This is a genomic window from Streptomyces sp. NPDC091972, from assembly GCF_044756385.1.
GTDB lineage: Bacteria > Actinomycetota > Actinomycetes > Streptomycetales > Streptomycetaceae > Streptomyces.
Map to the genome: position 1 here is coordinate 375914 of NZ_JBIVSV010000004.1, position 25214 is coordinate 401127.

Genomic DNA, 25214 nt, shown 5'->3' on the forward strand with positions numbered 1-25214 from the left:
GGTCAGGAGCCGAGTTCGCGAACCGCCTCCGCGAACGCGTCACCGCGCTTGTTGTAGTTGGCGAACATGTCCATCGAGGCACAGGCCGGGGCCAGCAGCACCGTGTCACCTGCGACGGCGAGGCGTGAGGCCTCCTGGACAGCCGCGAGCATCGCCCCAGTGTCGGTCCGGTCGAGGTCCACCACGGGTACTTCCGGGGCGTGTCGCGCGAGGGCTTCACGGATCAGCGCGCGGTCCTGGCCGATGAGCACGGCCCCGCGCAGCCGCTTCGCCGACTTGGCGACCAGTTCGTCGAAGGTGGCGCCCTTGGCGAGCCCGCCCGCGATCCACACGATCGACTCGTAGGCCGCCAACGAGGCTTCCGCGGCGTGGGTGTTGGTGGCCTTGGAGTCGTCGACGTAGGCGACCCCGCCGACGTCTGCCACGTGGGCGATGCGGTGCGCGTCCGGGGTGAAGTCCCGCAGTCCGTCCCGTACGGCCCTTGCCGGCACCCCGAATGCCCGTGCGAGGGCCGCGGCGGCAAGGGCGTTGGCGATGTTGTGCGGGGCGGGCGGGTTGACGTCGGAGACCTCGGCGAGCTCCTGGGCGTTCCTGTGCCGGTCCTCCACGAAGGCCCGGTCGACCAGGATGCCCTCGACGACGCCGAGTTGGGAGGGGCCCGGGGTGCCGAGGGTGAAGCCGACGGCCCGGCAGCCCTCCTCGACGTCCGCCTCGCGCACCAGGTCCTCGGTGGCCTTGTCGGCGACGTTGTAGACGCAGGCGACCCGATTGCCCTCGTAGACACGGCCCTTGTCGGCGGCGTACGCCTCCATGGAGCCGTGCCAGTCGAGATGGTCGGGGGCGAGGTTGAGCACGGCGGCGGAGTGGGCGCGCAGCGAGGGCGCCCAGTGGAGCTGATAGCTCGACAACTCCACGGCCAGGACGTCGTACTGCTCGTCGCCGAGCACCGCGTCCAGGACGGAGACGCCGATGTTGCCGACGGCGGCCGTGCGCAGCCCCGCGGCCTTCAGGATCGACGCCAGCATCTGGGTGGTGGTCGTCTTGCCGTTGGTGCCGGTGATGGCGAGCCAGGGGGCCGCGTCGGGGCCGCGCAGCCGCCAGGCGAGTTCCACGTCGCCCCAGATCTCGACGCCGGCCGCACGGGCCGCCGTGAAGAGCGGCTTGTCCGGCTTCCAGCCCGGGGCGGTGACGACGAGCTCGGTGCCCTCGGGCAGGGTCGCACCGTCGCCGAGGCGCACGGTGACGCCCAGTGCCTCCAGCTCGGCGGCCTGCTCACGCGCGCGTGCGTCGTCGCCGTCGTTGACGACCGTGACGTGCGCCCCGCGCGCGTGCAGCACCTTGGCCGCCGGGATGCCGGAGACACCGAGCCCGGCGACGGTGACGTGCGTACCCTGCAGGTCGATCACTTCTCTGCTGCCCATCCCGCGTAGAAGAGACCCAGGCCGACGATGACACAGATGCCCTGGATGATCCAGAAACGGACCACCACGAGGACTTCGGACCAGCCCTTGAGTTCGAAGTGGTGCTGGAGCGGTGCCATGCGGAAGACGCGCTTCCCGGTGAGCCGGAAGGAGCCGACCTGGATGACCACCGACATGGTGATGAGGACGAACAGACCGCCCATGATGGCGACCAGGAGCTCGGTGCGGGACAGGATCGCGAGACCGGTGAGGACACCGCCGAGGGCGAGCGAACCGGTGTCGCCCATGAAGATCTTGGCCGGCGAGGTGTTCCACCACAGGAAGCCGAGGCAGGCACCCATCAGCGCGGAGGCGATCACCGCGAGGTCGAGCGGATCGCGCACCTCGTAGCAGGCGTTCGGGTTGGTCAGGGTGCCCGAGTTGGCGCAGGACTCCTGGAACTGCCAGACGCCGATGAAGGTGTAGGCGCCGAAGACGAGGACCGAGGCGCCGGTGGCGAGGCCGTCCAGGCCGTCGGTGAGGTTCACGCCGTTCGACATCGCGAGGATCATGAACAACGCCCAGACCACGAACAGGATCGGGCCGATCTTCCAGCCGAAGTCCGTGATGAACGACAGCTTGGTGGAGGCCGGGGTGTTGCCGCGGGCGTCCGGGAACATCAGGGCCAGCACCGCGAAGCCGATGCCGACGATGAGCTGGCCCGCCATCTTCGCCTTGGCCCGCAGACCCAGCGACCGCCGCTTGACGATCTTGATGTAGTCGTCGAGGAAGCCGACCAGGCCCATGCCGCACATCAGGCCGAGCACCAGCAGGCCCGAGTAGGTGGGCGGGTAGCCGGTGATGATCTTGGACAGGAAGTAGGCGACGACGGTCGCCAGGATGAAGGCGATACCGCCCATCGTGGGCGTACCGCGCTTGCTGGCGTGCTCACGCGGGCCGTCGTCGCGGATGTACTGGCCGTAACCCTTGCGCGCGAGCAGCTTGATCAGCAGCGGGGTGCCGACCAGGGTCAGAAAGAGGCCGATGACTCCTGAGAACAGGATCTGCTTCATCATCGGGCGGAAACCTCACCCTCGGCGTCGAGCAGCGCCTGGGCGACGCTCTCCAGGCCGACCGACCGGGACGCCTTCACGAGGACGACGTCTCCCGGGCGCAACTCACTGCGCAGCAGGTCGACCGCCGCCTGTGCGTCGGACACGTGCACCGACTCCTCACCCCACGAACCCTCGTTATATGCGCCCAGTTGCAGCCAGGACGCTTCCCTGCCCCCGACCGCGACGAGCTTGCCGACATTGAGCCGGACGGCGAGCCGTCCGACCGCGTCGTGCTCGGCGAGCGCCTCGTCCCCGAGCTCGGCCATCTTGCCGAGCACCGCCCAGGTCCGCCGCCCCTTGCCCATGGCCGCGAGCGCGCGCAGAGCGGCCCGCATGGACTCGGGGTTCGCGTTGTAGGCGTCGTTGACGATGGTCACGCCGTCCGGGCGCTCGGTGACCTCCATACGCCAGCGGGAGAGGGAGCCCGCCTCGGAGAGCGCGGTGGCGATCTCGGTTGCGGACATGCCCAGCTCATGGGCGACGGCGGCCGCGGCGAGCGCGTTCGACACGTGGTGCTCACCGTACAGGCGCATGGTCACTTCGCTTGCACCGGAGGGTGTGCGAAGGCTGAAGGCGGGCTGTCCGGTGTCCGTGAGTCGCACGTTCTCGGCGCGAACGTCCGCTTCGTCGGACTCTCCGAAAAGGAGCACCTTCGCCTTCGTACGGGACGCCATGGCCCGTACGAGCGGATCGTCGGCGTTGAGCACCGCGGTGCCGTCCTCCGGGAGGGCCTCCACGAGTTCGCCCTTGGCCTGCGCGATCTGCTCGCGGCCGCCGAACTCGCCGATGTGGGCGCTGCCGACGTTCAGGACGAGACCGATCTTCGGGGGCGTCAGATCCGTGAGGTAGCGGATGTGGCCGATCCCGCGGGCGCCCATCTCCAGGACGAGGAACCTCGTCTCCTCGGTGGCGGTGAGCGCGGTCAGCGGCAGCCCGATCTCGTTGTTGAGCGAGCCGGGCGTGAACACCGTCGGGGCCTTGCGCTGGAGCACCTGCGCGATGAGGTCCTTGGTGCTGGTCTTGCCGGCCGAGCCGGTGAGCCCGACGAGAGTCGCGCCGAGCCGTCGTACGACATGACGCGCGAGGGCGCCGAGTGCCGTCTGGACGTCCTCGACGACGATCGCGGGCACGCCGACGGGGCGCTGGGCCAGCACGGCCACCGCGCCCGCCCGGAAGGCCTGTTCGGCGTAGTCGTGGCCGTCGACGCGCTCCCCCACGAAGGCGGCGAACAGACTGCCGTCCGCCACCTGCCGGGAGTCGATGACGACGGGCCCGTGCACCTGCGCCGACGGATCCGGTATGTCGTGCGTCTGCCCGCCGACGACTGAGGCGATCTCGGCGAGAGAGAGGGCGATCACAAGTTCATCCCTGGGTCTTCTGGATGGCTTCTCGAAGCACCTGGCGGTCGTCGAAGGGACGGACCACCCCGGCGATGTCCTGGCCCTGCTCGTGGCCCTTGCCCGCGACCAGCACGGTGTCACCGGGCTGCGCGCGGGCCACGGCCGCGGCGATCGCGGCGGCCCGGTCCTCGAAGACCTGGACCTCGCCGCGCTCGTGCGCCGGTACGGACGCCGCGCCCTCGAGCATGGTGGCGAGGATCGCGAGCGGGTCCTCGGAGCGGGGGTTGTCGGAGGTCAGTACTGCGGTGTCGGCCAGACGGGCCGCGGCCGCGCCCATGGGCCCGCGCTTGGTCCTGTCGCGGTCGCCGCCGCAGCCGAGCACGACGTGCACCTTGCCCTCGGTGACCTTGCGGAGCGCCTTGAGCACCGACTCGACCGCGTCGGTCTTGTGGGCGTAGTCCACGACCGCGAGGTAGGGCTGCCCGGCGTCCACGCGCTCCAGGCGGCCCGGCACCCCCGGCACCGCGGCGACGCCGTCGGCGGCGGTCTGCGGGTCGAGGCCGGCCGCGGCGAGGGCGACGATCGCGGCGAGGGTGTTCGCCACGTTGAAGGGACCCGCGAGCGGCGACCGGGCGGCGATCCGCTCGCCCTTGGGACCGATCACGGTGAACGTCGAGTCCATGGGCCCGACTTCGACGTCCTCGGCACGCCAGTCGGCGTCGGGGTGGCCCTCGGCGGAGTAGGTGACGACCGGGACCGTGGCCTCCTTGACGAGCCTGCGGCCGTACTCGTCGTCGAGGTTGACGACGCCGAGACGGCTGCGTTTCGGCGTGAAGAGCTGCGCCTTGGCCCGGAAGTAGTCCTCCATGTCGGAGTGGAACTCCATGTGCTCCGGGCTGAGGTTGGTGAAGACGCCGATGTCGAAGACGCAGCCGTCGACCCGGCCGAGGACCAGCGCGTGGCTGGAGACCTCCATGGCGACCGCCTCGACACCGCGCTCGCGCATGACCGCGAACAGGGCCTGGAGGTCGGTGGCTTCGGGCGTGGTGCGCTCGGACTTGATGCGCTCGTCGCCGATGCGCATCTCGACGGTGCCGATCAGGCCGGTGGACCTGACCCCCTTCAGACCGCCCTCGACGAGGTAGGCGGTGGTGGTCTTGCCGGAGGTGCCGGTGATCCCGATCTGGAGCAGGTCGTCGCCGGGGTGGCCGTAGATCGTGGCCGCCAGTTCGCCCATGCGTGCGCGTGGGTCCTCGACGACCAGAACCGGGAGCCCGGTCGCGGCGGCCCGCTCGGCGCCCGTCGGATCGGTCAGCACCGCGGCCGCGCCGAGGCCGACGGCCTGGGTGACGAAGTCGGCGCCGTGCAGACGGGCTCCGGGCAGGGCGGCGTACAGGTCGCCGGGGCGGACGGCGCGCGAGTCATGGGTGATGCCCGTGATCTCGGCCGGCTCCTTCGATGCCTCCGGCGCGGCGGCACCCAGTTGGCCGGCGAGCTCCGCGAGGGGTGTGGCGGAGACCTGGACCGGCCTGGGCGGTCCCGGATGGGTCACGGGTGCGCCCTTCTGGGTGGTTTGGGACTGATCAGCGTGTGGCACGGCGGTGAGCGTACCGGGCGCACCCGCCTCGGAGCGAAGTGAGGGGCGGTGGCCGCCCTGGTTCCCGGAATCGGAGGTGATCGTCGTCACGAGGTGGTTCCTGGTGGCCTTTCCGAGGTGCTGACGGTGTGCTGCCGGGCTGCCGACGGTGTGCCGGGGCCGCCTGCGGGTGGGGCGCCCCGATGGTCAGGGCGTGTAGGTCACGGGCAGCTTCGCGGCCTTCGCTCCCGTGGGCGGGACCTGGAGGGTCTTCAGGGCGAACTCCATGACCTGCTTGTAGACGGGTCCGCAGATCTGGCCGCCGAAGTAGCTGCCGCTGGTGGCGTTCTGGATGGCGCAGTAGACCGTGATCCGGGGCTTGTCGGCGGGCGCGAAGCCGGCGAACGACGACGTGTAGCCCTTGTACTTGCCGGTGGCCGGATCCACACGGTTGGCGGTGCCGGTCTTGCCCGCGACCCGGTAGCCGGGGATGCGCGCCTTGGTGCCGGTGCCCTCCTCGTCGTCCACCACCGACTCCAGCATCTGGGCCAGCGTCCTGGCCGTCCTGGCGCTGACGACCCTTGTCTCCTTGGGCTTCGCGGCGGGTGTGAAGCGTCCGTCGGGCCCCCTGGTGCCGCGCACGAGCGTGGGTTCGACCCGGACGCCGCCGTTGGCGATCGTCGAGTAGACGGACGCGGCCTGCATGGCGTTGAGGGACACGCCCTGGCCGAAAGGAATCGTGTACTGCTGCGAGGTCGACCAGTCCGCCGGCTTGGCCAGGATGCCCGGGGTCTCGCCGGGGAAGTCGAGCCCGGAGTAGCGGCCGAGGCCGAACTTGCGCAGGTAGGAGTAGAGGACCTGGTTGGCCTGCGCCTGGGTCTTGCCGAGCTGTCCGGTGGCCAGGATGGTGCCGATGTTGCTGGACTTGGCGAGCACGCCGTTGAGCGTGAGGTACCAGGTCTCGTGGTCGATGTCGTCCTTGAAGAGCCGGTCGCCGCGGTGCAGCCGGTTGGGCACGATCACATGCGTGAGCGGGGTCGCCACGCCCTGTTCCAGCACGGCGGCCATCGACATGACCTTGGCGGTGGAACCGGGCTCGTAGGCGTCCTGGAGGGCCGCGTTGCCCATGTTCACCGAGCTCGCCTTCGACAGGTCGTTCGGGTCGAAGCCCGGCGAGTTGGCCATGGCCAGCACCTGGCCGGTCCGCGTGTCCTGCACTATCACGTACCCGCGGTCCGCCTTGGACTCCTTCACCTGGTCGGTGATGGCCTGCTGGGCGGCCCACTGGATGTCGCGGTCGATGGTGAGCTCGACGTCGCTGCCGGGCACCGCGGGGGTCTCGGTGGAGCCCACGGTGGGCACCTGACGCCCGCCGGCCTGGGCGTAGCGGACCTTGCCGTCCTTGCCGGCCAGCAGGGAGTTGAGCTGCTGTTCGACACCGCCGCCGCCCTTGCCGTCGGCGTTGACCCAGCCCAGTATCCCGGCGGCGAGGTCGCCGTTCGGGTACACGCGCTTGGTCGTCGGCACGGACAGGACGCCCGCGAGGACGTTGGCCGTGCCCGGGTCGGTCTCGCTCTTGGTGGCGAGCGCGGACTTCAGGTCCTTGATCTGCTTCCAGACCTGCGGGGTCTGCCGGTTGGCGAGCAGGACGTAACGGAGCTTCCTGTCCTTGGGCCGCAGCTTCTTGACGATCGTCTCCTGCTCCTGCCCCAGGATCGGGGCGAGCAGCGCGGCGGCCTGCTCGGGACCGTCGTCGATCCTGAGCTCCTTGCGGGTGAACAGCGTGGGGTCGGCCGTGATGTCGTACGCGTCCTCGCTGGTGGCGAGGGCCACGCCGTCGCGGTCGGTGATCCCGCCGCGCTCGGCGGCGAGCGTGTAGCCGACGTACCGGTTCTGCTCGGCCTTGGCGGCGTACGTGCTCGCGTCGACGGCCTGCACCTGGAGCAGTCGTACGACGAAGGCGGCCAGCACCAGCGTCAGCGCGACCCCGACCAGGCGCAGCCGGGGGCGGGGGCTGCCCAGGCGGATGGTCTTGGGGGCCGCCTGGCGGGGCGCGGACGGGCGGCGGGCCGGGCGGGCGCCGGGGTTCGGGCGCGGTCGGCCGGCGGAGCGCTCGGGGCGCGCGGGTCCCGGCACGCGGCGGCGCGGCTGCTGCCTGCCGAAGTCGTCGGACACTTCCGTCACCTGCCGGGGGTCGGGGTCGTGGGGAGCGGGACGTCCGAGGGGAGGGTCTCGGGAACCTGTTCGACGGTCTCGGGGGTCTGTACGACGTCCTCGGCCGGGGTGGGGCTGGCCGTCGGCGTCGGGACGGCCGTGCCGTCGAACGCCTCGGGCGCGAGGACGAGCGGCATGCGGTAGGACAGCGGTTCGGCGGCCCCGGCGGGGGACGGGACGCCCTTGACGGTGCCGTCGGGGTCGAGGAAGGCCGGGTCGCCGCCGGGCACCATGCCGAGTTCACGGGCGCGCCGCACCAGGGCGTCGGGCGCGGAGTAGGCGTCGATGTCCCGTTGCAGGGCCTGCTGCTCGTCGGTGAGGCCCTTGGTGTCCTTCTGGAGGTCGGCCAGCTTGAACGACCCCTCGCTCACCGCGGAGTTCAGCACCAGCAGCCCGATGAGACCGCCGCCGAGCAGGAGGACCACGAGGAGCACGAAGGGGGTGCGGGCCGCCTGTCCGGGGCTCGCCGTGCCGGGGAGGAGACGCGCGAGTCGGGCCGCCCTCCCCCTCAGTTCGGGTTTCCTGCTCACGCACCCTCCAGCGAGTCCGGTTTCCCCACCCACGGACGCGGCTCACGCGCCTCACGCATCATTCGATGGACTCCCTGATTCGCTCGGCGCCTCTGCAACGCGCCGGTGCGGCCCGCCGGTTCTCGGCGATCTCTTCCTCGGTGGGAAGTTCGGCACCGCGCGTGAGCAGCTTGAGCCGCGGCTGGTACTGCTCGGGGACGACGGGCAGTCCGGGCGGGGCGGTGCTGGCGGCGCCGGCCGCGAAGACCTGCTTGACCAGCCGGTCCTCCAGCGAGTGGTACGACAGCACGACGATCCGGCCGCCCACCGCGAGTGCCCCGACCGCGGCCGGGATCGCCCGCTCCAGGACGGAGAGTTCGCCGTTGACCTCGATGCGCAGCGCCTGGAAGGTGCGCTTGGCGGGGTTGCCGCCGGTGCGCTTGGCGGCCTGCGGCAGGGAGTCCCGGATCAGCTCGACGAGCCGCGCGCTGTTGGCGAACGGCTCCTTCTCGCGCTCGCGCACGATCGCGGACACGATCCGCTTGGCCTGCTTCTCCTCGCCGTAGGCCCGCAGGATCCGGACGAGTTCGCCCGCCGGGTAGGTGTTGAGGACCTCGGCCGCGCTCATGCCGGTCGTCTGGTCCATGCGCATGTCGAGCGGGGCGTCCTGGGCGTAGGCGAAGCCGCGGTCGGCCTCGTCGAGCTGCATGGAGGAGACGCCGAGGTCGAAGAGGACGCCCTGCACGCGCGCGATGCCGAGCCTGTCGAGGACGTCCGGGAGCTCGTCGTAGACGGCGTGGACGAGGGTGGCGCGCTCGCCGAAGGACGCGAGCCGCTCCCCGGACAGGCGCAGGGCCTCCTTGTCGCGGTCGAGGGCGACGAGCCGGACCTCCGGGAACCGCTGGAGCAGGGCCTCGCTGTGGCCGCCGAGACCGAGCGTGCAGTCGACGACCACCGATCCGGGCCGCTCGAGCGCGGGGGCCAACAGGTCCAGGCACCGCTGGAGCATCACCGGGACGTGTCGACTCTGGCTCAAGGGGCCCTCTCAGGTCCGGCGCGGGCCGTACGCACCGCCGGGTCCCCGCCCTCCCCCAGCAGGCTGGTGGACCCCAGTGAAGGGGAGGCCTGCCGGCGCCGGAAGCGTCAGCCGACCGGGAGCGGGAGGAGGCCGAGCCGTACGTACGCGCCGCGCACGTGGGGAGACCGTCCGGGCGTGAGCCGGGGCCTCCGGGAAATGTCAGCAGGGAAGCCTCGCCTCCCGCTTCGCGTCACTTTAGTCCACGGTGTCTCGCGGTCAATCAACCGGCCTGCGCGTCGCGCGGCGGCGCGAGGCCGACGCTCGAAAAGGACCGAAAACACCCGTTCGGGCGCACCCGGTCCTCTTGTGGGGTACCTCACACACAGGACGTGATGACGCTCTTTTTCCCATCTCACGGCAGGACCGCGGCGGCGGTGACCAGTAACGTCATGGTTATGACGACTTCCGCATCCGTTCCCACCGAAGGCGCCATATCCCGCGACGGCGGTGTCACCGACCGCCTGGTCAACGCCAACCAGCGGTACGCCGCCGCGTTCACCGACCCCGGGATGGACGCCCGCCCGGTCCTGCACGTCGCCGTCGTGGCCTGCATGGACGCCCGTCTCGACCTGCACGCCGCGCTCGGTCTCGAGCTCGGCGACTGCCACACCATCCGCAACGCGGGCGGTGTGGTCACCGACGACGTGATCCGCTCCCTCACCATCAGCCAGCGCAAGCTCGGCACCCGCAGCATCGTCCTCATCCACCACACGGGCTGCGGCCTGGAGGCGATCACCGAGGACTTCCGCACCGAACTGGAGATGGAGGTCGGCCAGCGCCCCGCGTGGGCCGTGGAGGCCTTCCGCGACGTCGACCAGGACGTACGGCAGTCCATGCAGCGGGTGCGCACCTCTCCCTTCCTGCTGCACACCGACGACGTCCGCGGGTTCGTGTTCGACGTGAAGACGGGCCTGCTGCGCGAGGTCGACCCGGCGTAAGGATCCGCCGCAGCTGTCGTTTCGCTGTTGATTTCGGTGCTCGGGGTACCCAAAACACCCCAGGCCGGACATAGTGCAGCCAGTTGTCCACAGTCGAGTGACACGAATCGGTAACGGCAGCAAGAATGCGGGTGGGGCGTCACGCGGAACTTTTCACGCGTGGTGTCCGTGATTCGGGGTGGGCCGGTTACGCATCACAGAGCGTCGGCCCGGAAAGTTTCGGGCCGAGGAGGGCCGGGTGACCACCTATGACGATCGAGCGAGCCTCACTGATCTGACCGCCGTTGTGGAGCGGGTACGCAGTTCGGTGGAGGGCGTGATCGAGGGGAAGCCCGAGGTCGTCCGGCTTTCGCTGACCGTGCTGCTCGCCGAGGGACATCTTCTGATCGAGGATGTCCCCGGCGTCGGCAAGACCATGCTGGCCAAGGCGCTGGCGCGGTCCATCGACTGCTCGGTGCGCCGCATCCAGTTCACACCCGACCTGCTGCCCTCGGACATCACGGGCGTGTCCATCTGGGACCAGCAGCGCAGGGACTTCGAGTTCAAGCCGGGTGCGATCTTCGCCCAGATCGTGATCGGCGACGAGATCAACCGTGCCTCGCCGAAGACCCAGTCCGCGCTCCTGGAGTCGATGGAGGAGCGCCAGGTCACCATCGACGGGCAGACCTACGAGCTACCCAGCCCGTTCATGGTGGTCGCCACGCAGAACCCGGTCGAGATGGAGGGCACCTACCCGCTGCCCGAGGCCCAGCGCGACCGTTTCATGGTCCGGGTCTCGGTGGGCTACCCGAGCGCTGAGGCCGAGCTCCAGATGCTCGACGTCCACGGCGGGGTGAGCCCTCTGGAGGACCTCCAGCCGGTGGCCCACGCGCACGACATCGTGAAGCTCATCGAGGCCGTCCGCGGCGTCCACGTCGCCGAGACGGTCCGGCGGTACGCCGTCGACCTGGTCGCCGCCACGCGCACCCACCCCGACCTCAGACTCGGGGCCTCCCCGCGCGCGACCCTGCACCTGCTGCGCGCCGCCAAGGCCTCCGCCGCCCTCAGCGGCCGCGAGTTCGCCCTGCCGGACGACATCCAGGCGCTCGCCGTGGCCGTCCTCGCCCACCGTCTGCTGCCCACCGCCCAGGCGCAGCTCAACCGCCGCACCGCGGAACAGGTCGTGCAGGAGATCCTCCAGCGCACCCCGGTCCCCGCCGCCCCCCAGCAGGGCGGCCTCGGGATCGGCCGCACCGCGCCCGCGTATCCGCAGCAGCCGCCGCGGAGCCTGTGATGTCCGGCGGGGTGCCCTCGGCCGGCGGCCCCGAGGCCGACCGGGGCGACAAGGGCGGGATCCGCACGGCACTGGCCGGTCTGACCACCAGGGGCCGCTCCTTCTTCGCCGCGGGCATCGCCGCGGCCGTCTGCGCCTACGTCCTCGGCCAGTCCGACCTGCTGCGCGTCGGCCTGCTGCTGGCCGCGCTGCCCCTGGTGTGCGCCACCGTCCTCTACCGCACCCGCTACCGGGTCGCGGGCAGCCGCAGGCTCTCCCCCGCGCGCGTGCCCGCCGGCAGCGAGGCCCGGGTCCACCTGCGGATGGACAACGTCTCCCGTCTGCCCACCGGCCTGCTGATGCTCCAGGACCGGGTCCCCTACGTCCTCGGCCCGCGCCCCCGCTTCGTGCTCGACCGCGTGGAGCCGGGCGGCCGCCGCGAGGTCTCCTACCGGGTCCGCTCCGACCTGCGCGGCCGCTACCCCCTGGGCCCCCTCCAGCTCCGCCTGACCGACCCGTTCGGCATGTGCGAGCTGACCCGCTCCTTCTCGACGTACGACACCCTCACCGTGATCCCGCGCGTGGAGGCGCTGCCCCCGGTGCGGCTCAGCGGCGAGGCCAAGGGCTACGGCGAGGGACGCCAGCGCTCGCTGGCCCTGGCCGGCGAGGACGACGTCATCCCGCGCGGCTACCGCTACGGCGACGACCTGCGCCGGGTCCACTGGCGCTCCACCGCCCGCTACGGCGAGCTGATGGTCCGTCGCGAGGAGCAGCCCCAGCGCGCCCGCTGCACGGTGCTGCTGGACACCCGGGGCCTCGCCTTCGCGGGCGCGGGCCCGGACTCGGCCTTCGAGTGGGCTGTCTCGGGCGCCGCCTCCGTCCTGGTCCACATGCTCGAACGGGGCTTCTCCGTAAGGCTGTTGACGGACACCGGCAACTCCGTGCCCGGCGAGGGCGCCGACGGCTTCGCGGGGGCGAGCCAGGGTACGGCGGACGCGGCCGGGCTGATGATGGACACCCTCGCGGTGATCGACCACTCCGACGGCACGGGCCTGTCGCGCGCCTACGACGTGCTGCGCCGCGGGAACGAGGGACTGCTGGTGGCCTTCTTCGGCGACCTCGACGAGGAGCAGGCCACGGTGGTCGCCAAGATGCGCCGGCGCAGCGGGGGCGCGCTCGCGTTCGTCCTCGACAGCGAGCTCTGGGTACGGGAACCCACCGACGTGCCCGGCGCGCTGGAGGAGCGCGAGGAACGCCTGCGGATGCTGCGCGAGGCGGGCTGGACGGCACTGGGCGTGCCGCGGGGCGCCTCGCTGGAGGCGCTGTGGCGCCTCGCGGACCGCGAGCGCACGGGCGTCGGTACCGCCGGGGAGGCATCGTGATGAGCGGCCGGGGACGACTGGCGCTGTGCGCGTGGGCGGCCACGCTGATGGCCGCGTGCGCCCTGCTGCCGCTGGTGGAGCCGGTCACCTGGATCGTGCAGGCCGCCTTCCTGCTCGGGGTGCAGACGGTGGTGGGTGCGGCGACCCGGCGGATCCCGCTGGCCCGTCCGCTGACGGTGGCGGTCCAGGCGCTCGTCACGCTGATGATGCTGACCCTGATCTTCGCCCGCGACCAGGCCTTCCTGGGGCTGGTCCCCGGCCCGGACGCCTTCGTGCACTTCGGGGACCTGCTCCGGCAGGGCGGCGACGACATCGCGCGGTACGCGATCCCGGCGCCCCTGGCTTCCGAGGGCATCAAGCTGATGGTCTTCGGCGGTGTCCTGATCGTCGGACTCGTCGTGGACACCCTCGCGGTGACCTTCCGCAGCGCGGCCCCGGCGGGTCTGCCGCTGCTCGCTCTGTACTCCGTCGCGGCGGGGCTGTCGGAGGGCCACGGCGACTGGTTCTGGTTCCTGGTCGCGGCGATCGGCTATCTGATGCTGCTCCTGGCCGAGGGACGCGACCGGCTCTCGCAGTGGGGCCGGGTCTTCGGCGGGGCGCCGCGTTCCCCGGGCGCCGACTCCGGCCCGGTGGCGCCGGTGCGCACCGGCCGCCGGATCGGGGTGGCGAGCCTCGGCATCGCCCTCGTGGTGTCGGCCACCCTGCCCTCGATGAACGGCGGCCTCCTGGACGCCACCGGGGCGGGCGTGGGCGCCGGCAACGGCAGCGGGGGCACGATCTCCGCGGTGAACCCGCTGCTCTCGCTGCGCGACAGCCTGAACGTCGACGAGGACCGCCAGGTCCTGTCCGTGCGCACGCAGAGCAACGACACCGCCGACCTGTACCTGCGGATCGTCTCCCTGGACGACTTCGACGGCCGGACCTGGAAGCCGTCCAAGCGGTCCATCGGCGCCGTGCCGAAGGACTTCCCCACTCCGATCGGCCTCGGCCCCGACGTCCGGCGCACCGAGGTGGAGACGACCATCTCGGCGGCGAACTGGTACGAGCAGAGCTATCTGCCCATGCCGTACCCGCCCAGTGGCGTCCAGGTCCGCGGCAACTGGCGCTACGAGCCCGAGGGCATGGCGCTCGTCGGCGACCACGGGCAGAACACGCGCGGGCTGACGTACGACGTCAAGAGCCTGGACGTGGAGCCGACGGCCGAGCAGCTCGCCGCGGCACCGGCCGCGCCCCCGGCCATCGAGCGCGAGTACACCGACCTGCCCGACTCGCTGCCGGCGGTGGTGGCCAAGACCGCCCGTGAGGTCACCGCGGGCGCGCAGAACCCCTACGAGCAGGCGGTCGACCTCCAGGACTACTTCGCGATCAACGGCGGCTTCGAGTACGACACCCAGGTGGAGGTCGGCGACGGGCCCAACGCCATCGCCAACTTCCTCCGGGACAAGCAGGGCTTCTGCGTCCACTTCTCCTTCGCCATGGCGGCGATGGCCCGCTCCCTGGGGATTCCGGCCCGGGTCGCGGTGGGCTTCGCGCCGGGCACCCCGCAGGCGGACGGCTCGGTGTCGGTGGGGCTCAAGGACGCCCACGCCTGGCCCGAGCTGTACTTCGAGGGGGTGGGATGGACCCGCTTCGAGCCCACCCCGACCCGGGGCACGGTGCCCTCGTACACCATCCCGGACGCCGGCGGCAGTGTGGACCCCGGTGTGGCACGGCCCTCCGCGGGGACGTCCACGGCGCCGTCCGCCTCGCCTTCCGCGAGCGAGAGCTGCGCGCCGCAGTTGCGGAAGCTGGAGGCGTGCGACAGCGCCTCCCCGGCGGCCGCGGCGGCCAAGGGCGGCGGTGGCCCCTGGTGGGCCGTACAAGGCCCCTGGTGGTATCTGAAGCTGTTGTTCTGGCTGCTCGTCGGGGTGGCCGTGCTCTCGGTCCCGCTGGCGCCGATGCTGTGGCGGCTGCGGACCCGTTCGGTACGTCTGGGCGGGCACGGCCGCAGTGACGCGGACGCCGCCGCGCACACCCTGGCGGTCTGGCAGGAGCTGACCGACACGGCGTGGGACTTCGGGATCCCGCCGGAGGACTCGCAGACCCCGCGCAAGGCGGCCGCGCGGATCGTACGGCTCGGGCACCTCGATCCGGCGGTCGCGGCCTCGGTGCACCGGGTGGCGGACGCCGTGGAGCAGGTGCTCTACGCGCCGCGGCCCCGGCTGACGGCCGGCCTCGTGCAGGACGTCCACCGGGTGATCGGCGGGCTGCGCGGTTCGGTCAGCCGGACCACGCGGGTGCGTGCGCTGATCGCCCCGCGTTCCACCGCGAGGACGATGTGGGCGGTCTCGGAGTGGTGGGCGGGGGTCAGGACCCGCGTGGCGGCGGCCCGGCCGACGCTGCGCAAGCCGTCCGGTCAGGAAGGCTGAAAGGCGCCGCCCCGGCAAGCGGCGGCGGCTCGAGGACATACGTGAGGGGGTGAGCACCCAGTCGGGTGCTCACCCCCTCAGAACGTCTGTAGGAGCTGCGCTGCTACTGGCCGCCCTGCTCGTCGCGGCGCTTCTGCCAGCGCTGCTCGATCCGGTCCATCATCGAGCGCTTCTGGCGTCCCTGGCGACGGGCGTGCGGGGCGCCCGCGGCGGGCTGCTCGCCCGGCTTGGGGGCCTTGCGCCAACCGGTCACGGCGAGCACCGCGCACCCCAGCATGACGAGGAAGCCCACCACGCTGAGCCACACCTGCTTGGCGACCATACCGGCCATGAGGAGCGCGATACCCACGAGGAAGCCGGCGACCGCCTGGTAGACCCGCCGCCGGGTGTACGTACGCAGCCCGCTTCCCTCGAGCGCCGACGCGAACTTGGGATCTTCGGCGTACAGCGCTCGCTCCATCTGCTCGAGCATGCGCTGCTCGTGCTCCGAGAGCGGCACGGAGTCCTCCTCATCGTGCAGTCGCCGGGGCGACTCGGGGGGTCCCTTCAGGATAGGCAGGGAATCGCCCCCGTGAAACCCGCCCCTCTGCGCCAATTGGCCAACCGGATTCCGCCATGAACGCTCCGGCTGCTGAATCTTGTCATTCCCCAGCGGCCGTCCCGTCATGCCGGGCGGTCTCCCTCGATCATACGGCGCTGAGGGCGCGATCGGGGGGGCTGTGGCGTACTCCATGTGCCGTCAAGTACCTGATCAGCACTCCGGCGCAGGAGGCGGCTCAGGCCCCTGCGGTCTCTCGTGTCTTACCCAGCACATGGAGCTGCGTGGCCACGGAGTGGAAGGCGGCCAGCTCGGCCGCCGCCTCCTCCAGCTTCAGCAGGGCCTCCAGGGCGCCGGGCTCGGTGTCCACGAGCACGCCGGGCACGAGGTCGGCGAAGACCCGTACGCCGTGCACGGCGCCCACGGTGAGACCCGCGCCCTCGACGAGCGCGGTGAGCTGGTCGGCGGTGAAGCGGCGCGGGACGGGGTCGCCGTCGCCCCAGCGGCCGTTCGGGTCGTCGAGGGCCTGCCGGGCCTCCTTGAAGTGGCCGGCGAGGGCCCGCGCGAGCACGGCACCGCCGAGACCGGCGGCGAGCAGGCTGAGGACGCCCTCGGGGCGCAGGGCGGCCACCACGTTGCGCATGCCCTCGGCCGGGTCGTCGACGTACTCCAGGACGCCGTGGCACAGCACCACGTCGTAGGCGCCGCGCTCTGCCACCTCGAAGAGGCCGTGGGCGTCTCCCTGGACGCCCCGCACCCGGTCGGCGACTCCGGCCTCGGCGGCACGGCGCTCCAGGGCGAACAGCGCGTTGGGGCTGGGGTCGACGACGGTGACCTGGTGGCCGAGGCGGGCGACGGGCACCGCGAAGTTGCCGCTGCCGCCTCCGGTGTCGAGGACGTCCAGCGCCTGGCGTCCCGTGGCCTTGACCCGGCGGTCGAGGGCGTCCTGGAGGACCTCCCAGACCACGGCGGTACGGAGGGAGGCGCGGGGTCGCAGCGGGTCCGACACGACAGTTGACTCCTCGGCGCGGCACCGCCTGTTGCACGGCGGAGCGATCGGGGCGCGTCCCCGGCCCGGGGGGCGTGGACGGGGAAGCTTCAGGCGCTCCCCACCCTATTGCCTCCGAGGCCACGGCCGGTCATCGCGGTGCGCCGGCCACGGGCGGGGTCCTGGAGCGAGGCGGCTGAGGCGGGCCCGGGGCGGCGCCGCCTGCGTGCGGCCGGGGCGGGCCGGGGCGACGAGACGCCGTCGCCTGGCAGAACCGCCCTTGCACGGACGGGCCGCCGTGTTCCCTGCCGAGGCGCCTACGCCCGTTTCAGGGCCCCTCGCGCGAACCGGTCCCCGTGCCTCTTCGGTCGGGCACCTTCGCCCGTCCGGGCCGGCCCTAGTGTCCCCTCCGTCGAGCCCCCTCCGTCGCGGCATCTTCCCCCTCGCCGGACCGCCCTGCGCGGCCCGCTCCCCTTGCCCTCTGCCGAGGGAGCCCGTGCCGAACCGTCGCCCTCCGCGGACCGGCCTGCGCACTCCCCTGCGGGTCGGTGCCCGAGCCGTCGCGGCGGCCCGGTACCGGGTGCGGATCACCCCGTCCGTCGGGCCGCTCAGCCCGCGTCCGGGAAGTCACGGCCGCGGTCGGCGCGGCCGTCGTCCTCCGGCTGGTCCGCGTCCTGGCGCGGCTGTGGCAGGACCGGCTGGAGCACCAGCATCCGCTCGACGAGGCGCAGGAACATCGCCACGTCGCGTATGAGGTCGTCCGCGTCCCGGCGGCTGGCCGCACCCTGGATGCCCGCCTCGGCCCGGGCGCGACGCCGGGCCCCGGAGGCGAACAGCGCGCTCCACTCGGTGAGCTCGGGCGCGATCTCGGGGAGCACTTCCCAGGCGCTCCGGATCTTGGCGCGGCGTCGGGGCGTGGGCTCCGGGCGCCCCCGCGCGGCGAGCACGGCGGCCGCGGTGCGCAGGGCCGCGAGGTGGGCGGTGGCATAGCGCTCGTTCGGCGTCTCCAGCGCCGAGGCCTCGTCCAGGCCGGCGCGGGCCTGGGCGAGCAGGTCGAGGGCGGCGGGCGGGGCCGTCGCCCGGCGCAGCACGGGGTGCACGTCGCTCGCCGGGCCGGTCAGTGAGGGGGCAGGGCCGGTGGCGCGGCGCCGACGGGCGGCGGCTGCGTGGTAGCTGGCCATGACGAACCTCCTGTCGTCTGGTTGACGGCAGCTCCCGCTACGGAGTGCCGTATGTGCCCATCGTGAGGTATGCCACTGACAATCCGTTCTGACCTGGGCTTTTGCTTCGATCGAAGGTTCGGGTTACTTTTTGCACTGACCAGTCAGTTCAAAAAGTTCGCGATTCAAGAAGATCAGGGGGTGGCCGTGGACGGAGTCGCTGTCACGGCCGAGGGGTTCGGCCTGAAGGGGCCTCGCGGCTGGGCGTTCCGCGGGATCGACCTCACCGCGGAGCCCGGCGCGTTGATCGCCGTGACGGGACCCTCGGGGTCCGGTCGTACGAGCCTGCTGCTCGCGCTGACCGGGCGGATGAAGGCCACCGAGGGGACGGCGACCGTGGGCGGGGCCCGACTGCCGAAGCAGCTCGCGGCGGTGCGCCGGTTCAGCGCACCGGCGCACGTCGCCGGGGTCACCGACCTCGACCCGGCCCTGACCGTCGGGGAGCACCTGCGCGAACGGGCGCTGTTGCAGAGCCGGTTCGGCGACTCGGTGCGCGCCCTGCTGCGGCCGCGCGAGGAGCGGGCGGCCGCGGCGAGGCTGCGGATCGACACCGCGCTGGCGGCCGCCGGGCTCGACCGGGAGGCGCTGCCCAAGGGGGCGCGGACCGCCGTACGCGATCTGGAACGCCTGGAAGCCCTGCGGCTGTCGATCGCCCTGGCGCTGATCGGCCGGCCCCGGCTGCTCGCCGTCGACGACCTCGACCTGAAGCTGTCGGACGCCGAACGCACCGAGGCCTGGGCGCTCCTCAGGTCCCTCGCCGCGGCCGGGACCACGGTCGTGGCGGTGTGCAGCGAGGCCCCGGAGGACGCCGTGACCGTGTCCACGCGGCCGGAGGCCGGGACGGACGAGACCAGTGAGGAGACGACCGATGCGTTCGCCGAGACTGGCCGCGCTTGAGCTGCGCCGCTTCGGCAGGGGGAAACTGCCGCGCGCGGCCCTGGTGGCCCTGCTCGTGCTGCCCTTGCTGTACGGCGCCCTGTACCTGTGGTCCTTCTGGGACCCGTACGGCCGCCTGGACCGCATCCCCGTCGCCCTGGTGAACGACGACAAGGGCGCCACCGCCGACGGCAGGCAACTGCACGCGGGCGACGACCTCACCAAGGGGCTGCGCGAGAGCGACACCTTCGACTGGCACGAGGTCGACTCCGCCGAGGCGCGCGAGGGCGTCGAGGACGGCACCTACTACCTGTCGCTCACCATGCCGGCCGACTTCAGCCGGCGGATCGCCTCCAGCGCGGGCGACTCCCCCGAGACCGGCGCCCTCCAGGTCCGTACGAACGACTCCAACAACTACATCGTCGGGCAGATCTCCCGGACGGTCTTCGCCGAGGTGCGCCAGGCCGCGTCCACCAAGGCGTCGCGGTCCTTCCTGGACCGGATCTTCATCTCCTTCTCCGACATCCACGGCGCCACGGTCAAGGCCGCGAACGGGGCCGACGACCTGGAAGGCGGCATCGGCAAGGCCGAGAAGGGGTCCCAGGACCTCGCCGCGGGCCTGGAGCAGGCCCGCGCGGGCAGCGGCAGGCTCGCCGACGGGCTGGCGAAGCTCGACACCGGCTCCGGCGACCTCGCGGACGGCGCCCGGCAGGTCGCCGCCGGCACCCAGAGCCTCGCCGACAAGGTCAACGGGGTCGCGGACAAGGCGCGCCCCTTCCTGGCGGAGAACGAGAAGACCATCGGCGACACCGCGCGGCTCGTCGCCGACTCGGCCGGGGCCGTGCGCCACAACCTCGACACCCTGGTGAGGACCGCCCCGGCCGCCGCCGAAGGAGCACACCGGGCCTCCGAGGCGCTGAACGCCGTCTACCGGACCCGCTGCACGGACCCGGTGCTGCCGGACCCGGCCTGCGCCGACCTGAAGAAGGCCCGGCAGGCGGCCGCCGACGTGGCCAGGGTCGCCGACGACGTCAACGTCCTGGTCGCCGACCAGGACGGCGACCTCAAGAAGCTCGACGGCCGGCTCTCCACCCTCCAGCGGCAGGCGCGGGCCCTCGCCGACCGGGCGCCCCGCCTCTCCGAGGACCTCGACGAGGCCGTGGCGAAGATCAACGAGCTGAACCAGGGCGCCGCCGAGGTCGCCGCGGGCGCCAGGACGCTGCACTCCGGCCTCGGCACCGCGAGGACCGGCGCACAGGACCTGGACGAGGGCGTCGGCAGGCTCAAGACCGGCGCCGACACCCTCAGCGGCGGCATGTACAAGCTCGCCGACGGCTCCGGGAAGCTCTCCGACGGTCTGCACGACGGCGCCTCGCGGATCCCCGACTACGACAAGAAGGACCGCGACCGGCGCACCGACGTGATGTCCGACCCGGTTCAACTGGTCTCCAGGGACCTCCACAAGGCACCGAACTACGGCACCGGGTTCGCCCCGTACTTCATCCCGCTGTCCCTGTGGGTCGGCGCGATGGTGGCGTACATGCTCATCACTCCGATGAACCGTCGTGCCCTCGCCGCCGGTGCCGCGCCCTGGCGGATCGCGCTTGCGGGCTGGCTGCCCGTGGTGGCGATCGGGGTGCTCCAGGTCGTGTCCCTGATGTCGGTGCTGCACTGGGCGATCGGCCTCCAGATGGTGCGGGCGGCCGGGACCGTGGGCTTCCTGTTCCTGGTGACGGCCTGCTTCGCGGCGATCGTCCAGTGGCTGAACGCGCGCTTCGGGGCGGCGGGCCGGATCCTCGTCCTCGCCCTCCTGATGCTCCAGCTCACGTCCGCGGGCGGCACCTACCCCGTCCAGACCAGCCCGGGCTTCTTCAACGCGCTCCACCCCTTCCTGCCGATGAGCTACGTCGTCGAGGCCCTGCGCAGGCTCATCACGGGCGGTGGTCTCACTCCGGTGTGGCACGCGTGCGTGGTGCTCCTCGCCTTCACCGCGGGCGCCCTCGCGCTGACCGCCCTCTCGGCCCGCCGGCGGCAGGTGTGGACGCTCGACCGGCTGCACCCGGAGCTGACCCTGTGAGCCCTTCCGCCACCTCAGGGACCGTCTCGCCTGTGAGAATCAGGACCATGGAAAGCAGCAGCGCCACGGCGGGCGTCAGCACACGCCGCGAGGCCACCCGGCAGAAGCTCTACGAGGCGGCCGTCACGCTCATCGCCGAGCAGGGCTTCTCCGCCACCACGGTCGACGAGATCGCCGAGCGCGCGGGCGTCGCGAAGGGCACGGTCTACTACAACTTCGCGAGCAAGTCCGTCCTCTTCGAGGAGCTGCTGCGGCACGGCGTGGGTCTGCTCACCGCCTCACTGAGGGAGGCGGCGGAAGCGACGGCCCGCGCGGGCGGCGGCAAGGTGGACGCCCTGGACGCGATGATCCGCGCGGGTCTCGTCTTCATCGACCGCTACCCGGCGTTCACCCAGCTCTACGTGGCCGAGCTGTGGCGCACCAACAGGGCCTGGCAGTCCACGCTCATGGTGGTCCGTCAGCAAGCCGTGGCGGTCGTGGAGGACGTGCTGCGCGAAGGCGTCGAGAACGGCGAGTTCAGCGACGAGATCGACGTCCCGCTGACCGCCGCCGCCCTGGTCGGCATGGTCCTGGTGGCCGCCCTGGACTGGCAGTCCTTCCAGCCCGAGCGCTCCCTGGACGACGTGCACGCGGCGCTGTCGCGGCTGTTGCAGGGGCGGGTGAGCGGGCGCAGGGGCTGACCCGGCCGACACGCGAAAGCGCCGGTCCGTTGTGGCCGCGTCCCCCGCGGGCCACCGCGAACCGGCGCCTTCTCCCCCGTACCCCCCGTGTGTTCCCCCGTCCCCCCGTTGGGCCCCCGTCCGGTCGTTCCCCCGCTTTCCGGGTTCCCCCGTGCCTCGCTCCCGCCGACCTCGGCCGGCGGAAGGAGCGGGTCCGGGGCGGCTCCGTTCCGGCGCCCCGTGTCGCCGGTGCCGGAACCGTTCCCCTTCGCCGTGCCTCCACTCTCTCGTTCACGCAGGTCGGGGCCCATCCGCGCGCGTACTCATCTCGGCCCCTAGGTACGGATACTCAGGCTTGCGCGCTCATCCCCAGGACGGCCTGTGGCGGACTGGTTACGATCGCGTCCGTGTCCGTACTCCCCTTGGTGTTCACCAGCGGCTGGGCCAGCGGCGTCAACGCGTACGCGGTGGTGCTGCTGCTCGGCGTGTTCGGCGCGACGGGGCTGAGCGACGACGTCCCCGAGACCCTCCAGCGCCCCGAGGTCCTCGTCGTGGCCGGCGTGCTGTTCCTGTGCGAGGCGGTGGCCGACAAGATCCCGTACGTCGACTCGGCGTGGGACTCCGTGCACACCGTGGTCCGCCCGGTCGCCGGCGCCTGGGTCGGGGCGCTGCTCGCGGGGCAGAGCGGTTCGCTCGACGACGTGGTCGCGGGCCTGGTGGGCGGCTCGACGGCGCTGGCGAGCCACGCCGTCAAGGCGGGCACGAGGATGGCCGTCAACACCTCACCGGAGCCCTTCAGCAACATCGTCGTGAGCCTGGCGGAGGACCTCGGCGTGGCCGGCATCGTCACGTTCGCGGTGTTCCACCCGGAAGCGGCGGCGATCATCGCGGGCACCCTGCTGGTGGCGGGCCTGGTGGTGCTGTTCTTCCTGATCTCCCGGATCCGCAGGTTCCGCAGACGCAGGGCCCAGCGCCGCGAGGAGAAACGCCTGGCGGCACGGGAACCCACCTGAGGGATGCGGGGAACTGCGCGACGTGCCACCGCGGACCCGCACCCGGCAGTCCACGGCCACCGCCGTGGTGAGACCCGCCCGGACCGAGCTGTCAGTGGCGGCCGATAAAGTCGCAGGCATGGCACGGATTGCGGTGATCGGCGCCGGGATGGGCGCGATGGCGGCCGCTGCCCGGCTGGCCGTCGCGGGCCACCGGGTGGCGGTGTACGAGCGTACGGAGACGTACGGCGGTGCGGTGCGCCGCTTCGAGCGGGACGGGTTCGCCTTCGACACCGGGCCGGGGCTGCTCACGCTTCCCGCGGTCTACCGCGATCTGTTCGTCAAGACCGGCAAGGAGCCGCTGGAGTCGGTCGTCGAGCTGGCCCAGGTCGACCCGTCGTCACGGCACGTGTTCACGGACGGCACCGAGGTGTCCCTGCCGAACGCCTCCCGCGCGGGAGTGGTGGCCGCGCTCGACGAGGCCCTCGGCACGGGCGCGGGCGCCCGCTGGGGCGACTTCCTCGTCCGGGCCCGCGAGGCCTGGGACCGCACCCGCAGACCGCTCCTGGAGGAGCCCCTGTGGCCCAACTGGGAGGTGCTGATGCGCGAGCCCTACCCGGCGGTGCCGCACAAGCGGCTGCTGCGCACCCGGCGGGCCTGCACCCTGGCCGAGATCGGCGCCTGGGAGCTGCGGGACCCCCGCCTCGCGGACCTGCTGTACGGCCACGCGCTCGCGTACGGCGTCGACCCCGGCACCGCCCCGGCGAGCGCGGCCGTCCTGCCGTACATGGAGCACGCCTTCGGGACCTGGTACGTCCGGGGCGGCGTACGGGAGTTGGCGCGGGCGGTGTACGAGCGGTGCGTCCGGCGCAAGGTCGAGTTCCACTTCGGCGCCGAGGTGACGGGCGTTCTGGAGAAGGACGGCCGGGCGGCGGGACTTGAGCTGTCCGGCGGGACGGTGGTGGAGGCGGACACCGTCGTCGGCACCGGCCCCTGGCGGCTGCGCGCACTCGTACCTGGGCGTGAGCTCCACGGCCCGAAGGACGTCCCTGTCGACGCCGAGGACCTGCACCCGGGCCGGGTCGTGGTGTGCCTCGCCCTGCGCGGCGCGCGCGAGCCGGACGCCGTGCACCGCACAGTGGTGTACGGCTCGGATCCGGAGGGCGAGTTGGACCTGTTCGGGCACGGGGGGACGCCCGAGCCGACGGTCCGGGTCGACCGGCCGGACGACCCCGCCCTGCGGCCCGACGCGGACCACGAGTCCGTGGTACTGACGGCGACCGTGCCCTGCGGACGGGGACACGACTGGGCCGCACCGGAGATCGCCGAGGCCTTCGCGGACCGGATGGTGGCCGCCGCCGAGCGGGCGGTACCGGGCCTGCGCGAGCGGATCCTGTGGCGCGAGGTGCGGACGCCGGTGCACACCGAGCGGGAGACCGGGGCCATGGGCGGAGCCGTCCCACCGCCCGCCCTGGCCGGCGGTGAAGGCACTCTGTACCCGTCCAACAGCACAGCGGTACCTGGGCTGTTCACGGCCGGGGGCTGGTCGCATCCCGGCGGCGGCCTCGCCCACGCGGGCATGTCGGGCGCGCTGGTGGCCGGACTGATCGTGGAGGGACCGGAGTTCCGCGGTTCCCAGTGAGGGAACCGCCCAGCGTCAGAAGCGGTACTGCTCGTCGTACCCGTGGCCCTGGTTCTGCTGCCCCTGGCCGCCGTTCTCCTGGTAGTACTGCTGCTCCTGCGGGAGTTCGCCGCCGTAGGTCTCGTCGGTGCGCTGCTGCGGCACCCACACCCCGCCGGCCGGGGTCTCGCCGCCGTACGTCCCGCCGTACTGGTCGTAGCCCTGCTGGACGAACTGCTGCTGGCCTCCGTACGAGCCGTCGTACGACCCCGCGCCGTAGGTCTGGGTGCCGATGTACGGGTCGGAGTAGGCGGCGTACTGCTGCTGTCCGGCCGGGTCGTAGCCGTACTGCTGCTGGTCGTAGCCGGTGTAGCCGTCGTAGCCGTAGGTCTGGTCGGCGGCGGCCGTCGCGTACTGGTCCTGGGCCTGGCCCGCGGACGCGTAGGACGGGTCGGCGGCGTAGCCGGAGTCGTTGTAGACGCCGTACGAGCCGGTGTCGTCGGGCAGAGGCTGCGGCTCGTAGACCGCGGTCGTCTCGGCGGCGGTCGGAGCGCCGGAGCGCGTCGGCGTGAAGACGTCGTCGCGGTCGTAGTCGTCCTCGTGGCCGAAGCCGGCGGTGTCCGGCCGGACCCGGTCGTAGCCGGACTCGTCCCCGTAGGCCGCGTCACCCGCCTCCAGGCCGGAGACCTCCAGGGCGGGCTCCTCGCGGCCGCGTTCCCTGCGGCCCTTCTTGCCGCCGGTCAGACTGCCCAGAGCGGCAGGCGGGTTGACCGCCCAGCCCTGCTCGAAGCCACGGCGGAACGACAGGGTGACGTAGGTCTGGCCGACGGCGAAGGCGATCGCGCCCAGACCGATGACGATCACCGACGGGATCAGCACGCCGAGGACCACGCCGAGGAAGCCGACGAAGGCGAGCAGCCGCCAGCGCAGTCGCGCCTTGTACTGCAGCAGCACCTCGCCGAGCAGCCACAGCGCGACGAATCCGAACGCGATGTAGAGGACCGTCCAGCCCATGTACGCCCCTCTCCCAG

The 25214-nt window shown here is 72.3% G+C and carries 20 protein-coding genes; 9 read left to right on the top strand and 11 right to left on the bottom strand.

Translation table 11 applies throughout. The features are described 5' to 3' along the window. Nucleotides 1-2: 2 nt before the first annotated feature. The 7 genes from murD to rsmH form a co-directional block, all read right to left on the bottom strand. A complete protein-coding gene (gene murD, locus ACIQJT_RS14270) occupies nt 3-1421 on the bottom strand; it encodes a UDP-N-acetylmuramoyl-L-alanine--D-glutamate ligase (RefSeq protein WP_365451360.1) in 1419 nt (472 codons plus the stop codon). Continuing rightward, nucleotides 1403-2476, bottom strand: coding sequence for a phospho-N-acetylmuramoyl-pentapeptide-transferase (gene mraY / locus ACIQJT_RS14275; protein WP_365451358.1), 1074 nt, complete (start codon nt 2474-2476; stop codon nt 1403-1405). The genes murD and mraY overlap by 19 nt, the downstream gene beginning before the upstream one ends. Then, nucleotides 2473-3873 carry a UDP-N-acetylmuramoyl-tripeptide--D-alanyl-D-alanine ligase gene (murF, locus tag ACIQJT_RS14280; protein WP_402643212.1) on the bottom strand — a complete coding sequence of 467 codons (1401 nt, stop codon included), beginning with the start codon at nt 3871-3873 and terminating at the stop codon, nt 2473-2475. Before murF ends, mraY begins: the two co-directional genes overlap by 4 nt. 4 nt (nt 3874-3877) lie before the next feature. After that, nucleotides 3878-5407, bottom strand: a complete 1530-nt coding sequence (locus tag ACIQJT_RS14285) for a UDP-N-acetylmuramoyl-L-alanyl-D-glutamate--2,6-diaminopimelate ligase (RefSeq protein ID WP_365451354.1) — start codon at nt 5405-5407, stop codon at nt 3878-3880. Between the two features lie 231 nt (nt 5408-5638). Then, nucleotides 5639-7606: a peptidoglycan D,D-transpeptidase FtsI family protein gene (locus ACIQJT_RS14290; protein WP_402643216.1), complete on the bottom strand. Its 1968-nt coding sequence runs from the start codon at nt 7604-7606 to the stop codon at nt 5639-5641. Nucleotides 7607-7611: 5 nt separating this feature from the next. After that, a complete protein-coding gene (locus ACIQJT_RS14295; protein ID WP_402643218.1) occupies nt 7612-8175 on the bottom strand; it encodes a hypothetical protein in 564 nt (187 codons plus the stop codon). 58 nt (nt 8176-8233) lie between these two features. Further along, nucleotides 8234-9190, bottom strand: coding sequence for a 16S rRNA (cytosine(1402)-N(4))-methyltransferase RsmH (rsmH, locus tag ACIQJT_RS14300; protein ID WP_365451348.1), 957 nt, complete (start codon nt 9188-9190; stop codon nt 8234-8236). Between the two features lie 374 nt (nt 9191-9564). Here rsmH and ACIQJT_RS14305 point away from each other — a divergent pair, with 374 nt between their 5' ends. The 4 genes from ACIQJT_RS14305 (at nt 9565) to ACIQJT_RS14320 (ending at nt 15212) form a co-directional block, all read left to right on the top strand. Continuing rightward, the gene (locus ACIQJT_RS14305) at nt 9565-10170 is read left to right on the top strand and encodes a beta-class carbonic anhydrase (protein WP_402643222.1); all 606 of its coding nucleotides are present in this window, start codon (nt 9565-9567) and stop codon (nt 10168-10170) included. Between the two features lie 238 nt (nt 10171-10408). Next, complete coding sequence (locus ACIQJT_RS14310; protein ID WP_365451346.1) at nt 10409-11443, top strand: MoxR family ATPase; 1035 nt, start codon at nt 10409-10411, stop codon at nt 11441-11443. Beyond that, nucleotides 11443-12804, top strand: coding sequence for a DUF58 domain-containing protein (locus tag ACIQJT_RS14315; RefSeq protein WP_402643224.1), 1362 nt, complete (start codon nt 11443-11445; stop codon nt 12802-12804). Before ACIQJT_RS14310 ends, ACIQJT_RS14315 begins: the two co-directional genes overlap by 1 nt. Continuing rightward, on the top strand, nt 12804-15212 hold the full coding sequence (locus ACIQJT_RS14320) for a DUF3488 and DUF4129 domain-containing transglutaminase family protein (protein ID WP_402643227.1): 2409 nt from the start codon (nt 12804-12806) through the stop codon (nt 15210-15212). Before ACIQJT_RS14315 ends, ACIQJT_RS14320 begins: the two co-directional genes overlap by 1 nt. A 103-nt stretch (nt 15213-15315) precedes the next feature. Here the strand turns inward: ACIQJT_RS14320 and ACIQJT_RS14325 are convergent, their stop codons facing one another. From ACIQJT_RS14325 to ACIQJT_RS14335, 3 genes are all read right to left on the bottom strand, one after another. Further along, nucleotides 15316-15711 (bottom strand): DUF3040 domain-containing protein, encoded by a 396-nt coding sequence (locus tag ACIQJT_RS14325; RefSeq protein ID WP_053846972.1) that lies wholly within the window; start codon nt 15709-15711, stop codon nt 15316-15318. A 277-nt stretch (nt 15712-15988) separates the two neighbouring features. Continuing rightward, complete coding sequence (locus ACIQJT_RS14330; RefSeq protein ID WP_402643229.1) at nt 15989-16759, bottom strand: methyltransferase; 771 nt, start codon at nt 16757-16759, stop codon at nt 15989-15991. A gap of 587 nt (nt 16760-17346) precedes the next feature. Beyond that, nucleotides 17347-17919 carry an SAV_6107 family HEPN domain-containing protein gene (locus tag ACIQJT_RS14335; protein ID WP_365451338.1) on the bottom strand — a complete coding sequence of 191 codons (573 nt, stop codon included), beginning with the start codon at nt 17917-17919 and terminating at the stop codon, nt 17347-17349. Between the two features lie 180 nt (nt 17920-18099). Between ACIQJT_RS14335 and ACIQJT_RS14340 the strand changes: the two genes are divergently transcribed. The 5 genes from ACIQJT_RS14340 (at nt 18100) to ACIQJT_RS14360 (ending at nt 24204) form a co-directional block, all read left to right on the top strand. Next, the gene (locus ACIQJT_RS14340; RefSeq protein WP_402643233.1) at nt 18100-18855 is read left to right on the top strand and encodes an ATP-binding cassette domain-containing protein; all 756 of its coding nucleotides are present in this window, start codon (nt 18100-18102) and stop codon (nt 18853-18855) included. After that, a complete protein-coding gene (locus ACIQJT_RS14345; RefSeq protein WP_402643235.1) occupies nt 18827-20911 on the top strand; it encodes a YhgE/Pip family protein in 2085 nt (694 codons plus the stop codon). The genes ACIQJT_RS14340 and ACIQJT_RS14345 overlap by 29 nt, the downstream gene beginning before the upstream one ends. A 47-nt stretch (nt 20912-20958) precedes the next feature. After that, nucleotides 20959-21591, top strand: coding sequence for a TetR/AcrR family transcriptional regulator (locus tag ACIQJT_RS14350; RefSeq protein WP_053848170.1), 633 nt, complete (start codon nt 20959-20961; stop codon nt 21589-21591). 386 nt (nt 21592-21977) lie between these two features. Then, on the top strand, nt 21978-22583 hold the full coding sequence (locus tag ACIQJT_RS14355) for a DUF4126 domain-containing protein (protein WP_402643238.1): 606 nt from the start codon (nt 21978-21980) through the stop codon (nt 22581-22583). A 118-nt stretch (nt 22584-22701) separates the two neighbouring features. Beyond that, nucleotides 22702-24204 (top strand): phytoene desaturase family protein, encoded by a 1503-nt coding sequence (locus ACIQJT_RS14360; protein ID WP_402643240.1) that lies wholly within the window; start codon nt 22702-22704, stop codon nt 24202-24204. Nucleotides 24205-24219: 15 nt separating this feature from the next. Here the strand turns inward: ACIQJT_RS14360 and ACIQJT_RS14365 are convergent, their stop codons facing one another. Beyond that, nucleotides 24220-25197 (bottom strand): hypothetical protein, encoded by a 978-nt coding sequence (locus ACIQJT_RS14365; protein WP_402643243.1) that lies wholly within the window; start codon nt 25195-25197, stop codon nt 24220-24222. Nucleotides 25198-25214 lie beyond the last annotated feature (17 nt).

What these genes read in the sequence shown, in the direction of transcription:
- murD (WP_365451360.1), bottom strand. Translation starts at nt 1,421, where the DNA reads ATGGGCAGCAGAGAAGTGATCGACCTGCAGGGTACGCACGTCACCGTC.
- mraY (WP_365451358.1), bottom strand. Translation starts at nt 2,476, where the DNA reads ATGATGAAGCAGATCCTGTTCTCAGGAGTCATCGGCCTCTTTCTGACC.
- ACIQJT_RS14305 (WP_402643222.1), top strand. Translation starts at nt 9,565, where the DNA reads ATGACGCTCTTTTTCCCATCTCACGGCAGGACCGCGGCGGCGGTGACC.
- ACIQJT_RS14315 (WP_402643224.1), top strand. Translation starts at nt 11,443, where the DNA reads ATGTCCGGCGGGGTGCCCTCGGCCGGCGGCCCCGAGGCCGACCGGGGC.
- ACIQJT_RS14320 (WP_402643227.1), top strand. Translation starts at nt 12,804, where the DNA reads ATGAGCGGCCGGGGACGACTGGCGCTGTGCGCGTGGGCGGCCACGCTG.
- ACIQJT_RS14335 (WP_365451338.1), bottom strand. Translation starts at nt 17,919, where the DNA reads ATGGCCAGCTACCACGCAGCCGCCGCCCGTCGGCGCCGCGCCACCGGC.
- ACIQJT_RS14345 (WP_402643235.1), top strand. Translation starts at nt 18,827, where the DNA reads ATGCGTTCGCCGAGACTGGCCGCGCTTGAGCTGCGCCGCTTCGGCAGG.
- ACIQJT_RS14350 (WP_053848170.1), top strand. Translation starts at nt 20,959, where the DNA reads ATGGAAAGCAGCAGCGCCACGGCGGGCGTCAGCACACGCCGCGAGGCC.
- ACIQJT_RS14360 (WP_402643240.1), top strand. Translation starts at nt 22,702, where the DNA reads ATGGCACGGATTGCGGTGATCGGCGCCGGGATGGGCGCGATGGCGGCC.
- ACIQJT_RS14365 (WP_402643243.1), bottom strand. Translation starts at nt 25,197, where the DNA reads ATGGGCTGGACGGTCCTCTACATCGCGTTCGGATTCGTCGCGCTGTGG.